The organism is Comamonas jiangduensis (assembly GCF_030162955.1).
Classification (GTDB): Bacteria; Pseudomonadota; Gammaproteobacteria; order Burkholderiales; family Burkholderiaceae_C; genus Comamonas; species Comamonas jiangduensis.
The window spans coordinates 14,001-25,915 of the sequence record NZ_JARXOV010000004.1 but is presented as its reverse complement, the minus strand read 5'-3'; the positions used below and the strand labels follow the sequence as shown (position 1 = coordinate 25,915).

Sequence of the window (11,915 nt, the reverse complement as noted above, 5' to 3'; positions counted from 1 at the left end):
ACCATGCCCACTTCTGCCACCTTGCCGGTTGCGGCCCCCGGGGTCAATCAACACCGTAACGCCCGCACCCTGGCGCATATTCCGATACTTGACCCGCAGCTGTACCAGCCCCATCCGGGGCGCCCTGTGCGCTCCAAAATGCGCGAGCTGGACAAAGACACGCTAATCATGCCCCACACCCATCCGTGGGCGCAGCTGGCCATCTCCACCGGCGGGGTGATCAAGCTCTCACTGGTCAACGCCACCTACATCGTGCCGCCGCACCGCGCCGTTTGGGTACCTCCAGGCGTGCAACATGCGGTGACCATGGTGGAAACCGCCTGCCTGTACACGCTGTACTTTCTGCCACAAGCGCATGGCGGCGGCGCGCAGGCCCGCTGGATGGACGATGCGGAATGGCAGGAGTGCCGCGTGATGGAAGCCTCCCCGCTGCTGCGGGCGCTGGTGGTGGAAATGGATATTGGCAGCGACCATGCCGGGCCACTGTCACCCGCCCAGCAAACGCGTGAAAGCCATCTGAGCGCACTGGTGTGCGATGAAATCCGCCGTGCTGCCGTGATTCATCTGGGCGTGCGCCTGCCGCAGGACAAGCGCCTCAAACACCTGTGCGAGGCGGTGCTGGAAGATCCGACGCGCCACGACACGCTCGAAGCCTGGGCCTTGGACACCGGGGCCAGTCTGCGCACCGTGGCACGCTTGTTTCGTACCGAACTGGGCTGCACCTTCACCCAGTGGCGCCAGCAGGTCGTACTGGCCAAAGCCGTCGCACTGGCGGCACGCCAGTTGCCAATTGCGCACATTGCGGCAGAGCTGGGCTACACCCCCAGCGCCTTCAGCGCCTTGGTGCGACGCACCGTGGGCATGACGGCTGCCACCTTCCTGGGCCAGCAGCACGCCCCACCGCCTACGGTTTAGGGCCCACGACGCCGTCCGCCTGGACGGCCTTTGCGCGGGTACAGGCTCTGGCCGTTAACCACAACGCCTTGCGGGCGCAAAGGCAACATGCCCGCGATTTCGTCGCTCTCCACGCTGTCATGGTCCACCTCCGCCAAAGGCGTTTGGTAGGCATAGACCTCACGCCCGTCGTCCAGCTCTGCCACGTAGGTGGGGGTGACGTCTGGAATCGGAAAATTCAAACTCACCAGCCAGCAGCCTGGGCGCATTTCCCCCAGGGATTTCACGGCCGCGCGGCTCATGGTTTCTGGCCGCTGAAACAGATACACCAACTCAAACTGCGACCAGTCGCTCTGCCATAAATCACCTTGGCGCACAGTGGCCCAGGGGCAGCGCAGCGCGCACAAGCCGCGTAGGGGCCAGCTCCATTCCACCCCATGAACAGCAGCGCTGGGCCACGCACGGCGCAGCGCCTTCAGCCCATCGCCCACGCCACAGCCCGCATCCAGTACCTTGCTGCCTTCGGGCAGCGCAATGTGGCCAGCGAGGCCATCCAGTGCACCTGCAGGCGTGGGAAAGACCGGAGCATCCCGCCAGGCGTTCAGGGGATAGACCAGCAGCAAAACACCCAGTGGCAGCAACCACAGCCAGGCGGGCAGATCACCGGTCGCCAGCACCATCCACGACAGCGGAAAACCCAGCGCCAGCATGCTGCGCCGCCACCATGTCTGCCCCCAAAGACTACTGAGCAGCACCACGCCAGAAACCACCAGCGCAGCAGCCCACTGCGCAAGACCTGCTTGCTGCAGCAGCGAAAAACACGCCCATGCCAAGACCCACACCAGCAGCGCAGGCAAGGGCCAGATCCAATTGTTCAAAAAACGCATGGGGCGATGTTGCACCAAAGCACCTGCGCGCGCACCTTCATGCCCAAGGCCTGCATCTGCGCCCCATGGCTATGACTTTCGACAACAAATCGTCAAATGTCATCAAAACGTATCAAAACGAAACGATGTGTGCACTAACAAAAGAAAACCACAAGAATGTCGCCATTAAAAAATAGCGGAGGAGACTTCATGCTTTCCAAAAAATTTGTCTGGCTCTCCCTGTGCACCGCCTTCTTATCGGCATGTGCGTCACAGTCCCCGTCCGCCCAACTGTCGCGGCCTGAAACCGTTCGCGTGTGCACGGGCAATAGCTGCGTAGACCAGCACCGCGACACCATCACGCGCCAGCAAGCACCCTCAGACCCTGAGGCCGAGCGCCGTTTGGCTGCGCTGGAACAGTTGGGCGAAAAAGACCCCAAGGCAGCCTATGACTTGGGGCTGCGCCTGCTGCGCGGGGATGGTGTGGCACGCGATGGCTACCAGGCCATTGAGTGGATGCGCAAGGCTGGTGACCAAGGCTTGGTGGATGCGCAGTTTGCTTTGGGACGCATCTATTTGATGGGCTTTGAAGAAATGGGCGCAGACCCTGCTGAAGCAGAGGCGTGGCTCACCCGTGCCGCCGCACACGGCCATAAAGAAGCCCAGCGCCTGCTGCCCCAAGCACAGGCAGCCAAACAGAACGAGCACAACAACTACCAAATCCGCGAAGCAGATCGCAAGTCCTGGGGGTACTGGTACAGCACAGCCCCGTATTACTGGCACTGGAGAGGCTCCCGCTGGTACCTACCTTGATCGCCTGCAACACCTGTTGCACCCTTCACTATCTCTATTTTCTAAGAAAGAGAACGATTGCCATGTCCAAAAAAACTTTGTCTCTGCTCAGCGCCGCATCGGCTTTGCTGCTGTCCGCCTGTGTCACCCCCGGTGGTGGTGGCTTGCTGAGCACCGGCAACGCTGGCACAGCTGCCACGGGAGCTGCTGGTGGCTCCAGCAGCGTCAATGCCAATGAGTCTCTGGAGCGCTGTGATGCCCCACTGGGCACGCTGGCCGTAGACGATGGCCGTGGCAAGGATTGGTATGCCAGCTTTGGTGCAGCCACCCAAGTGACCACCATTGAGCCGCTGATTCGCCTGGCAGTGCAGCAATCCAACTGCTTTGTGATTACCTCCATCGGCAACAACCGCACCGAAAGCAAACTGAGCGCCATCACGGACAAACAGCGCAACTCGGGCGAGTTCCGCGCCGGATCGCGCCAGCAAAAAGGCCAACGCGTAGCAGCAGACTACTATTTGGAGCCCGCCATCATCATCAACAACGAATCCGTAGGCGGCTTGGCAGCCGGTCTCGGAGGTTTATTTGGCGGCGTGGCCGGTCAGCTGGCAGGCAATCTGCAAAGCAAGCAGTCGGTCGTGACCATGACCATGTATGACATCCGCTCTGGCGTGCAACTGTCCATATCGGAAGGCAATGCCACTGCCACCAACTATGGCGCGGCGCTGGGTGCCTTTGGCGGTGGTGCGGCCGGCGGCCTGAGCGGTTTCTCGCGCACGCCCGAAGGCAAAGCCTCGGTCGCGGCATTTATGGATGCGTACAACAAGATGGTGGTTTCGCTGCGCAACTACAAGGCCCAGGAAGTCAAGGGCGGCCTGGGCAAGGGCGGTCAGCTCAAAGTGGGCAAGTAAACCAGCTTCCTTATCAAAAAAGGCCTTCACATGAAGGCCTTTTTTGATGGGAACGAGAAACGCTGCACTTAACCGCGCAGCTTTTCAATCAAGCCATTGAGCTCTTCCAGCGAGCCAAACTGGATTGCCAGCTCCCCCATGTCTTGCAGCTTGCCGTGGCGTTTGACACGTTTTTTCACGCGCACTTCCACCTGTGCCATCAGCAAGTCCGACAGCTCCTCTTCCACGCGCTGCACGTCGCGCGATTTGGCCACTTTCTTGGCTTTGACGGCTGCCGTGCCATCGCCTGCTTCCGCCATCTTTTTGACCAGCCCTTCGGCCTGGCGCACCGACAGTTTTTTGGCCGCGATCTGGTTGGCGGCGGTGATTTGCTCGGCCTTGTCCAGTGCCAGCAACGCACGGGCATGGCCCATGTCCACATCGCCGGCCATGAGCATGGTTTGCACCGGCTCAGCCAAGTTCAGCAAGCGCAGCAAGTTGGACGCCGCCGAGCGCGAGCGCCCCACCGATTGCGCCGCTTGCTCATGCGTGTAGTTGAACTCCCTGACCAGGCGCGCCAAGCCCTGGGCCTCTTCCAGCGGGTTGAGGTCTTCACGCTGAATGTTCTCAATCAGCGTCATGGCCGCGGCAGCCTCATCGGGTACATCGCGCACCAGCACGGGCACGGTGTCCAGCCCTGCCAGCTTGGAAGCACGGTAGCGGCGTTCCCCCGCAATGATTTCGTACTTGCCTGCGTGTTCGCCCTGGGTCAGTTTGCGCACCAAAATCGGCTGCATGATGCCCTGGGCCTTGATGCTCTCGGCCAGCTCATACAGCGCGCCTTCATCCATGCGCGTGCGCGGCTGGTACTGGCCAGCCACCATCTCCGTCACCGGCAAGGTGCTGGGCATATCCGATGCGGCCGCTGCTGCAGGCGCCTCTTGCACTTTGGGGCCTAACAAGGCTTCCAGGCCACGACCCAGGCCCTTGGGTTTCTTAGTCACCATGGCGTTCATCTTTCATCAGTTGTTGCAGCAAGGCATGGCCGGCATCCCAGTCCCCCAGCCCGCTGTCGGTATTGATATGGCCTGCAGCCCCCGCATCGACCAGGCGAGCCCCCCATGCATGGGCCATCTGCTGCGCACGCGACCAGCTGCAATACGGGTCGTTGTGGCTGCCCACCAGCACACTCGCAAACGGCAAACGCTGCAGCAGCACCGGTGACCAACCCGGCAGCACATTGCGCAAATCCGCCTGCTCCACATCACCGGGCGCCACCAGCAGCGCCGCCTTCACCCGGGTCTTGGCCAACGGCGAATGCACGGCCCACCAGGCCGTCAGAATGCAGCCCAGACTGTGTGCCACCAGCACCACTTCGCGCTCGCTCTCCAGCACCGCTTCTTGCAGCTGGATCGACCAGTCCCCCCGCAGCGGACGTTGCCAGTCGTGCTGCTGCACGCGGGTGTAGCCATAGCGCTGCTCCCAGCGGCTTTGCCAGTGGGCTGCGTCGGAGTTCTGCCAGCCTGGTAGCAGCAGTACCTGCGGGGAAAGGTTGGAATCAGTCACAAGTGATTTCTATAGCTGCCAGCGCTTGCTGCACCTACGTTAGAGGGTTGTTTTATTTATAAATTCACATGGTTTTGATGCGCTGGACCATCTCTTTGGCAAAGTCCACAAACGCCTTGCTGCCCTTGGCGGAGGCATCAAACACCACGCCGGGCAAGCCGTAGCTGGGTGCTTCCGCCAAACGCACATTGCGCGGGATTACCGAGTCAAACACCTTGTCGCCAAAGTGTGACTTGAGTTGGTCACTCACCTGCTGCTGCAGCGTCGTGCGGGGATCGAACATCACGCGCAGCAGGCCAATGATCTTGAGCTCTTTGTTCATATTCGCGTGCACCTGCTTGATGGTGTTGACCAGGTCGGTCAGACCTTCCAGCGCAAAGTATTCGCACTGCATGGGCACGATCACGCCATGGGCCGCGCACAGGCCATTGAGCGTCAACATGGACAGGCTGGGGGGGCAATCGATCAGCACAAAATCAAAGTCTGCATCGGCGGCCTGCAAGGCGGCTTTCAGGCGCTCATTGCGGCGCTCCAGTGCGACCAGTTCAATCTCCGCACCACTGAGTTCACGGTTGGCGCCCAGCACGTGGTAGCCGCACTTTTCGGCCAGCACCGCCGCTTCCTGGATGGAGGCCGATTCCAGCAACACGTCATACACCGTCAACTCCAGTGCGCGCTTGTCAATGCCGGAGCCCATGGTGGCATTGCCCTGCGGGTCCAGATCCACCAGCAACACCCTTTGGCCCACCTTGGCCAAACCTGCCGCCAAGTTCACTGCTGTTGTTGTTTTACCGACGCCACCTTTTTGGTTGGCAATACAGAAAATTTTGGCCATGAGAAAAAACTGGTGAAAGCGCTGGAGACGCGAAAGAAAAACACCCTGAGCACAGCAACTGCTTGCCGCACAAAGGAAAAAGGCCAAGCACCATGGCTTTGGCCTTTCAATGCAGCACAAAGTTCCTGCGGTTGCTTACCCACCCTTGCATTGAAACTACTGCCCGAGTTTATGCGAGGAGTGCGCAGCGCGCATGTCAATGTGTGTCGGCGGCAGGTTGGGCCCACACAATGCAGCGCTCGGCATCCAACCCAGGCACCTGCAACTGTTCCACGTGAAACACATGCACATCTTTGCCCAAAGCATCGATTTCTTCCTGGGGGTGCTTGCCCTTCATAGCAAACCAGATACCGTGGTCGGCAATCGCCGCGCGCGACCAGGTGGTGAAGTCAAGCAACGAAGCAAAAGCCCGGCAGCTGACGATTTCATAAGGCCCCTTCAAGGTTTCCACGCGGGCGTGAATCCCTTTGAGGTTGGGCAACTTCAAAGCCACGGCAGCCTGCTGCAAAAACGCGGCCTTTTTGCCCACCGTGTCGACACAGTGAACATCTACCTGCGGGCAGCACACGGCAAACACCACGCCCGGCAAACCACCGCCCGAGCCCACATCCAGCTGCGCCGTACGCTCACCCGGCACTTTGCCCAACGATGCCACGTAGCGTTGCAAGGCAGGCACCGCGGCCAAGCTGTCCAGCATGTGCAGCGACATCATTTCCTGCGGATCACGCACCGAGGTCAAGTTGTAGACCTTGTTCCACTTTTGCAGCAGATCGAGGAAACCCATGAGCTTGTCGAACTGCTCTGCCGACAACGTCAAGCCGAGCTTGGCCGCACCCTGCTCCAGCTGCTCACGCAAAGTGCTCATTCCGCAGTCTCCTTGGCCGTGTGAGTCAGCCCTTTAAAGCCGCCTTTTTTCAGGTGAATCATCAGCAGCGAAATGGCAGCGGGTGTCACCCCAGAAATCCGTGAGGCCTGCCCCAGGGTTTCGGGGCGGTGCTTTTGCAGCTTCTGGCGCACTTCGATGGACAACGCCGAAACCTGCATGTAATCCATGTCGACTGGCAGCTTCAAGGTTTCGTAGTGCGCGGCGCGCTCTACTTCGTCTTTTTGGCGGTCGATGTAGCCCGAATACTTGGCGGCAATTTCCACCTGTTCCACCACATCGGCATGCAGCTCGCCCAATGTTTCACGTGAAACGATGTCAGAGCTGTACTTGCCTTCGTTCATTTTTACCAGCGCGTCGTACTGGACACCGGGGCGGCGCAACAGGTCAAACAGGTTGTACTCATGCTCAATGTTTTTACCCAGCACACGCTCGGCTTCTGCGGCAGGCAAGCTGCGCGGGTTCACCCAGGTTGCCTTCAAACGCTCTGTTTCACGTGAAACAGCATCGCGCTTGCGGTTGAACATGTCCCATTGCTCGTTGCCTACCACACCCAGCTTGCGGCCGATTTCGGTCAGGCGCATATCGGCGTTGTCTTCACGCAGCTGCAGGCGGAACTCTGCACGGCTGGTGAACATGCGGTAAGGCTCAGTCACGCCTTGGGTGGTCAGGTCATCCACCAACACACCCAGATAAGCTTCGTCGCGGCGCGGTGTCCAAGCTTCCATGCCGCGCGCTTGCAAACCGGCGTTGATACCCGCAAACATGCCCTGCGCGGCAGCTTCTTCGTAGCCGGTGGTGCCATTGATCTGGCCCGCAAAGAACAGACCCTGGATCTGGCGTGTTTCAAAGCTGGACTTCAACGCGCGTGGATCAAAGTAGTCGTACTCAATCGCGTAGCCGGGGCGCAAGATGTGGGCGTTCTCCAGTCCCTTCATGGAGCGCACCAGCGCGTACTGAATGTCAAACGGCAGCGAGGTCGAGATACCGTTGGGGTAGAACTCGTGCGTAGTCAGACCTTCGGGTTCCAAGAAAATCTGGTGGCTGTCTTTGTCGGCAAAGCGGTTGATCTTGTCTTCCACGCTGGGGCAATAGCGCGGACCCACACCTTCAATCTTGCCGGTGAACATGGGACTGCGGTCAAAGCCGCTGCGAATGATGGCGTGCGTGCGCTCGTTGGTATGGGTGATCCAGCATGGCATTTGACGCGGGTGCATGGCGGCATTGCCACGGTAGCTGAACACCGGAATCTGGCCTTCATTGGGCGTGCCGGGCATGCCATCACCGGGCTGCTCCGACAGTTGACTGAAGTCGATTGAGCGGCCATCGATGCGCGGCGGCGTGCCGGTCTTCAAACGGCCTTGGGGTAGCTTCAACTCTTTCAGGCGCGCGGACAAACTCACGGCAGGCGCATCGCCCGCGCGGCCACCGGCATGGTTGTTCAAGCCTACGTGGATCTTGCCGTCCAGGAACGTTCCCGCCGTCAGCACCACCGTTTTGGATTTGAACTGGATACCGACTTGCGTGACAGCACCCACTACGCGGTCGCCCTCGACCATCAGGTCGTCCACCGCCTGCTGAAACAGCCACAGATTGGGCTGGTTCTCCAGCATCTCACGGATGGCGGCCTTGTACAGAATGCGGTCCGCCTGCGCGCGCGTGGCACGCACCGCTGGGCCTTTGGAGCTGTTCAAGATGCGGAACTGGATGCCGCCCATGTCGGTCGCCAGCGCCATGGCGCCGCCCATGGCGTCCACTTCCTTGACCAAATGGCCTTTGCCAATACCGCCGATGGACGGGTTGCACGACATCTGGCCCAGCGTTTCAATATTGTGGGTCAACAGCAAAGTTTTGCAGCCCATACGGGCTGCTGCCAGCGCCGCTTCGGTGCCAGCGTGACCGCCGCCGACGACGATCACATCAAATTCTTGGGGGTACAGCATGGTTCTTACTCCGTCGCAGGCGGCGTATGCCCTCCGCCCTGACCACCGTCACTCCTGCGCACGGTGGGTGTGTGTGGCCCGCGCAGCTTCCTTGTTGGAAGGCACAGGCAAACCCTGAATTTTCCCACCCTTTGCCCAACTTGTCTTGGCGGCTGCAGCCACCGCGTCTGAGGTACGGACTCTTGCCCGCCGAGGCTGCGCACCGGGGCACACTACGCTCTGGCGTGGCGCCCCCGACAGCCACGCACTCCCCAAAGAAAGGTTGCACCGATATGAAGCTTTATTTCAGCCCCGGCGCTTGCTCGCTGTCCCCCCACATCGTGGCCGAAGAGACAGGTTTGGCCTGCGAATACATCTTGGCCAGCACCAAGAGCCACAAGCTGCAAGACGGCACGGATTTCTACAGCATCAATCCATTGGGCTATGTGCCCTTTCTGGTGCTGGACGATGGCCAAACCCTGCGTGAAGGCCCGGTGATCGTGCAGTACCTGGCCGACCAAGTGCCCGAGAAACAACTGATTCCCGCCCCCGGCACCATGGAGCGCTATCGCGTGCTGGAATGGCTGAATTTCATTGGCACAGAGCTGCACAAGACGTTTGGCCCGCTGTTTGTGCCCAGCACGCCCGAAGCGTTCAAGGCCACCTCGCTGGGCAACCTGCGCCGCCGCTTTGAATGGCTGGAGCCGCAGCTGGCGGGTAAAGACTACCTGATGGGCAGCCAGTTCACCGTGGCCGATGCGTACCTATTCACCGTCAGCAACTGGGGCAAATTTGTGGGCTTGGATCTGTCTGATCTGCCCCATTTGCAAGCGTATCTGGCCCGCGTTGCCAGCCGCCCTGCCGTGCAAGCTGCACTGCGTGCAGAAGGCTTGCTCAAAGACTAAGCAGCGCCCAGGCTGCAAAACCGCCACAAAAAAGGGCTTCCATCAGGAAGCCCTTTTTTGATCTCTCAACGCTTATAAAACATGAGCGGCTTGCGCCTGTATTTGCTTGCTTTCCAATACTTAGCGCACTGAAAGCCTGTAAATACAAGCGCTACTCGCTCCTTTTTTATTCCCCCAACAAAGCGGGAGCCGTTGATGAGCGCAACGCTGCCGAACCACCCGTGCGGCCCCAGGCAGGTGCGACTTGCGCATAGGTCTGGCTGCCGTGCTGCTCCAGCTTGAACTGCTGCACCACCTCGGCCAAACGTGCCGCCTGGTCTTTCAGCGACTCGGCGGCGGCGGCCGATTGCTCCACCAGCGCCGCGTTTTGCTGCGTCATGCGGTCAATATCTCCCACGGCCTGGTTCACCTGCGAGATACCACCGGACTGCTCGTTCGCAGCGGCCGAAATCTCGCCAATGATGTCGCCCACGCGCTGGATGCTGCCCACCACCTCCTGCATGGTTTTGCCTGCAGTTTCCACGTGTTTCACGCCGCCATCAACGGCCGTCACACTGCTTTGAATGAGGCGCTTGATATCGCTGGCCGCTTCGGCACTGCGACGTGCCAGCAGGCGCACCTCACCGGCTACGACCGCAAAACCACGGCCCTGCTCACCGGCGCGCGCGGCTTCCACCGCCGCATTCAGCGCCAGGATATTGGTCTGGAAAGCAATCGAATCAATCAAGCCGATGATGTCGCCAATCTTGCGGCTGGACGCAGAAATCTCATGCATGCTTTGCACCGCCTGCTCCACAACCGAGCCCCCTTGCGTTGCGGTTTGCGATGCCGAGGCCGACAGCTGGTTGGCCATTTGCGCCGATGAAGCCGTTTGCTGCACCGTACCGGTCAGCTGCAGCAGCGAAGCTACGGTCTGCTGCAAATTGCTGGCGGTCTGCTCGGTGCGGGCCGACAAATCGCCATTGCCCGTGGCAATTTCTTGGCTGGCCAGCGCAATATTGCCACTGGCATCGCGCACACGCCCCACCATGCCATTGAGATTGCTTTGCATAGTCTTCAAGGCGTTTTGCAGGTCGGAGACTTCGTCCTTGCCCACCACATTCAACTGCTCGGTCAGATCCCCCTTGGCAATCGAGTCCGCCAAGCGCTTGGCATCTTGCAAAGGCCGGCAAATGGACACCATGTTCAACAGCGTCAGCGGCGCCACCACCAACGTTGTGATCACCAGCGCCAAGATGAACAGCCATTGCGTTTCAGTCGCTACCTGGCTGCCCCGCGCTTCTGCGGCCTGGGCTTGCTCTTGCAACAGTTGCATGAGCGATTGCAACTGCTTTTCGGCCCCGTCAAACTCCGCGCTGGCACGGCGACTCACACGCTGCGCCACCGTGGCACTGTCATAGCCATTGGCCAGCAATTGGCGTGCGACGGGGGTAAAAAACTGCTCGTACTGCTCCAAATGTTGCAACAGCTTTTGCAAGGCCTGGACATCTTGCTCAGGGGCCCCCGCAACAAATGCCTCGCCCACAGCACGCACCTGCTTCAAGCCAGCCTGCCAGTTGGCATGGGTTTTCTCCAACTGATCCGGTTGCTCATACTGAATGATCATGTCCTTTTCCAGGCCACGCACCTGCGCCAGGCTGTTTTGCAGCTGCGCCATTTGCTGCAACTGCTGGAAAGGGCCCTTCAAAAAACTTTGGTTCAGATCGTAGACACGGAACATGCCGAACATGCCTGCGCCCCCCAATATGCCCAGCAGCACCAACACCACGGCAATGGCACCCAACATGCGCACCTTGATCGTGAACATTCGCATCAATCCAAACAGATCCATGATCTGGATTCCTCTCTATCGCTCCGCAGAGCAGGGAAAGCTTTGGCACCAAGCCAAGGCCGTGTGCAGGCATCAAAATGCCCTTATGCACAGCTGGTAACAATCTTGGAAGTTTGCCAGACATCATTGCGAGCGATATCTAAAGAAAACCCCTTCTTAGGGCCTTTTACATACGCCCCCAAACTATTTACCGGCGAGGCAGGATTTGCTCTTGCCGTTCCACGTGAAACATCTTCAGGGGCAAGCTACAGTTCCACTATCTATGACAGATTGAAGGAGTTGGTATGGAACACGTATTTCAAGTGAGCGGTATGACTTGTGGCCACTGCGAGCGGGCAGTGCAAAACGCCATTGCTGAAGTGGACGCACAGGCCCAAACCAGCATCGACCGAGCCAGTGGCAAGGTGGTGGTGCAAAGCAGCGCCCCGCGCGAAGCATTGGCGCAGGCCATCCAGGAAGAAGGCTACAGCGTCGCTGCCTGATTGCGCAAAGCCGCAGGCCGCTGCCAACGTGTGGTGCGGCCTGCGGTGC

General features: G+C 59.8%; 12 protein-coding genes. 5 read left to right on the top strand and 7 right to left on the bottom strand.

Annotated features, from left to right (window positions below; translation table 11 throughout):
- The first annotated feature begins 3 nt into the window (after positions 1 to 3).
- Positions 4 to 915, top strand: a complete 912-nt coding sequence (locus QEP12_RS04375; RefSeq protein WP_284213474.1) for an AraC family transcriptional regulator — start codon at positions 4 to 6, stop codon at positions 913 to 915.
- Here the strand turns inward: QEP12_RS04375 and QEP12_RS04370 are convergent.
- Positions 912 to 1,781, bottom strand: a complete 870-nt coding sequence (locus tag QEP12_RS04370) for a class I SAM-dependent methyltransferase (RefSeq protein ID WP_246254478.1) — start codon at positions 1,779 to 1,781, stop codon at positions 912 to 914. The genes QEP12_RS04375 and QEP12_RS04370 overlap by 4 nt on opposite strands.
- A 189-nt stretch (positions 1,782 to 1,970) precedes the next feature.
- Between QEP12_RS04370 and QEP12_RS04365 the strand changes: the two genes are divergently transcribed.
- Both QEP12_RS04365 and QEP12_RS04360 read left to right on the top strand, forming a co-directional pair.
- Positions 1,971 to 2,573 (top strand): tetratricopeptide repeat protein, encoded by a 603-nt coding sequence (locus QEP12_RS04365; protein WP_284213473.1) that lies wholly within the window; start codon positions 1,971 to 1,973, stop codon positions 2,571 to 2,573.
- 62 nt (positions 2,574 to 2,635) lie between these two features.
- A complete protein-coding gene (locus QEP12_RS04360) occupies positions 2,636 to 3,463 on the top strand; it encodes a hypothetical protein (protein ID WP_174863194.1) in 828 nt (275 codons plus the stop codon).
- 68 nt (positions 3,464 to 3,531) lie between these two features.
- Here QEP12_RS04360 and QEP12_RS04355 read toward each other — a convergent pair whose 3' ends face one another.
- The 5 genes from QEP12_RS04355 to mnmG all read right to left on the bottom strand — a co-directional run bounded on the left by QEP12_RS04355 (position 3,532) and on the right by mnmG (position 8,669).
- Positions 3,532 to 4,449, bottom strand: coding sequence for a ParB/RepB/Spo0J family partition protein (locus tag QEP12_RS04355; RefSeq protein ID WP_284213472.1), 918 nt, complete (start codon positions 4,447 to 4,449; stop codon positions 3,532 to 3,534).
- Positions 4,439 to 5,008 (bottom strand): RBBP9/YdeN family alpha/beta hydrolase, encoded by a 570-nt coding sequence (locus QEP12_RS04350; RefSeq protein ID WP_284213471.1) that lies wholly within the window; start codon positions 5,006 to 5,008, stop codon positions 4,439 to 4,441. The genes QEP12_RS04355 and QEP12_RS04350 overlap by 11 nt, the downstream gene beginning before the upstream one ends.
- Before the next feature lie 64 nt (positions 5,009 to 5,072).
- Positions 5,073 to 5,843, bottom strand: a complete 771-nt coding sequence (locus QEP12_RS04345) for a ParA family protein (RefSeq protein WP_219163382.1) — start codon at positions 5,841 to 5,843, stop codon at positions 5,073 to 5,075.
- A 196-nt stretch (positions 5,844 to 6,039) separates the two neighbouring features.
- On the bottom strand, positions 6,040 to 6,708 hold the full coding sequence (gene rsmG / locus QEP12_RS04340) for a 16S rRNA (guanine(527)-N(7))-methyltransferase RsmG (RefSeq protein ID WP_174863192.1): 669 nt from the start codon (positions 6,706 to 6,708) through the stop codon (positions 6,040 to 6,042).
- Positions 6,705 to 8,669: a tRNA uridine-5-carboxymethylaminomethyl(34) synthesis enzyme MnmG gene (mnmG, locus tag QEP12_RS04335; RefSeq protein WP_284213470.1), complete on the bottom strand. Its 1,965-nt coding sequence runs from the start codon at positions 8,667 to 8,669 to the stop codon at positions 6,705 to 6,707. The genes rsmG and mnmG overlap by 4 nt, the downstream gene beginning before the upstream one ends.
- Before the next feature lie 272 nt (positions 8,670 to 8,941).
- Here mnmG and gstA point away from each other — a divergent pair, with 272 nt between their 5' ends.
- Entirely contained in the window at positions 8,942 to 9,553 is a 612-nt protein-coding gene (gene gstA / locus QEP12_RS04330) for a glutathione transferase GstA (RefSeq protein ID WP_284213469.1), read from the top strand.
- 166 nt (positions 9,554 to 9,719) lie between these two features.
- On the opposite strand, the gene QEP12_RS04325 is transcribed toward gstA, so the two are convergent.
- Complete coding sequence (locus QEP12_RS04325; protein WP_284213468.1) at positions 9,720 to 11,384, bottom strand: methyl-accepting chemotaxis protein; 1,665 nt, start codon at positions 11,382 to 11,384, stop codon at positions 9,720 to 9,722.
- A 284-nt stretch (positions 11,385 to 11,668) separates the two neighbouring features.
- Between QEP12_RS04325 and QEP12_RS04320 the strand changes: the two genes are divergently transcribed.
- Complete coding sequence (locus QEP12_RS04320) at positions 11,669 to 11,866, top strand: heavy-metal-associated domain-containing protein (RefSeq protein ID WP_174863191.1); 198 nt, start codon at positions 11,669 to 11,671, stop codon at positions 11,864 to 11,866.
- The last annotated feature ends 49 nt before the right edge of the window (positions 11,867 to 11,915 follow it).

Bases quoted from the DNA above. Each gene is read 5' to 3' on its own strand.
- QEP12_RS04375 (WP_284213474.1), top strand. From the start codon at position 4: ATGCCCACTTCTGCCACCTTGCCGGTTGCGGCCCCCGGGGTCAATCAA.
- QEP12_RS04370 (WP_246254478.1), bottom strand. From the start codon at position 1,781: ATGCGTTTTTTGAACAATTGGATCTGGCCCTTGCCTGCGCTGCTGGTG.
- QEP12_RS04365 (WP_284213473.1), top strand. From the start codon at position 1,971: ATGCTTTCCAAAAAATTTGTCTGGCTCTCCCTGTGCACCGCCTTCTTA.
- QEP12_RS04360 (WP_174863194.1), top strand. From the start codon at position 2,636: ATGTCCAAAAAAACTTTGTCTCTGCTCAGCGCCGCATCGGCTTTGCTG.
- QEP12_RS04355 (WP_284213472.1), bottom strand. From the start codon at position 4,449: ATGGTGACTAAGAAACCCAAGGGCCTGGGTCGTGGCCTGGAAGCCTTG.
- QEP12_RS04345 (WP_219163382.1), bottom strand. From the start codon at position 5,843: ATGGCCAAAATTTTCTGTATTGCCAACCAAAAAGGTGGCGTCGGTAAA.
- rsmG (WP_174863192.1), bottom strand. From the start codon at position 6,708: ATGAGCACTTTGCGTGAGCAGCTGGAGCAGGGTGCGGCCAAGCTCGGC.
- mnmG (WP_284213470.1), bottom strand. From the start codon at position 8,669: ATGCTGTACCCCCAAGAATTTGATGTGATCGTCGTCGGCGGCGGTCAC.
- gstA (WP_284213469.1), top strand. From the start codon at position 8,942: ATGAAGCTTTATTTCAGCCCCGGCGCTTGCTCGCTGTCCCCCCACATC.
- QEP12_RS04325 (WP_284213468.1), bottom strand. From the start codon at position 11,384: ATGGATCTGTTTGGATTGATGCGAATGTTCACGATCAAGGTGCGCATG.
- QEP12_RS04320 (WP_174863191.1), top strand. From the start codon at position 11,669: ATGGAACACGTATTTCAAGTGAGCGGTATGACTTGTGGCCACTGCGAG.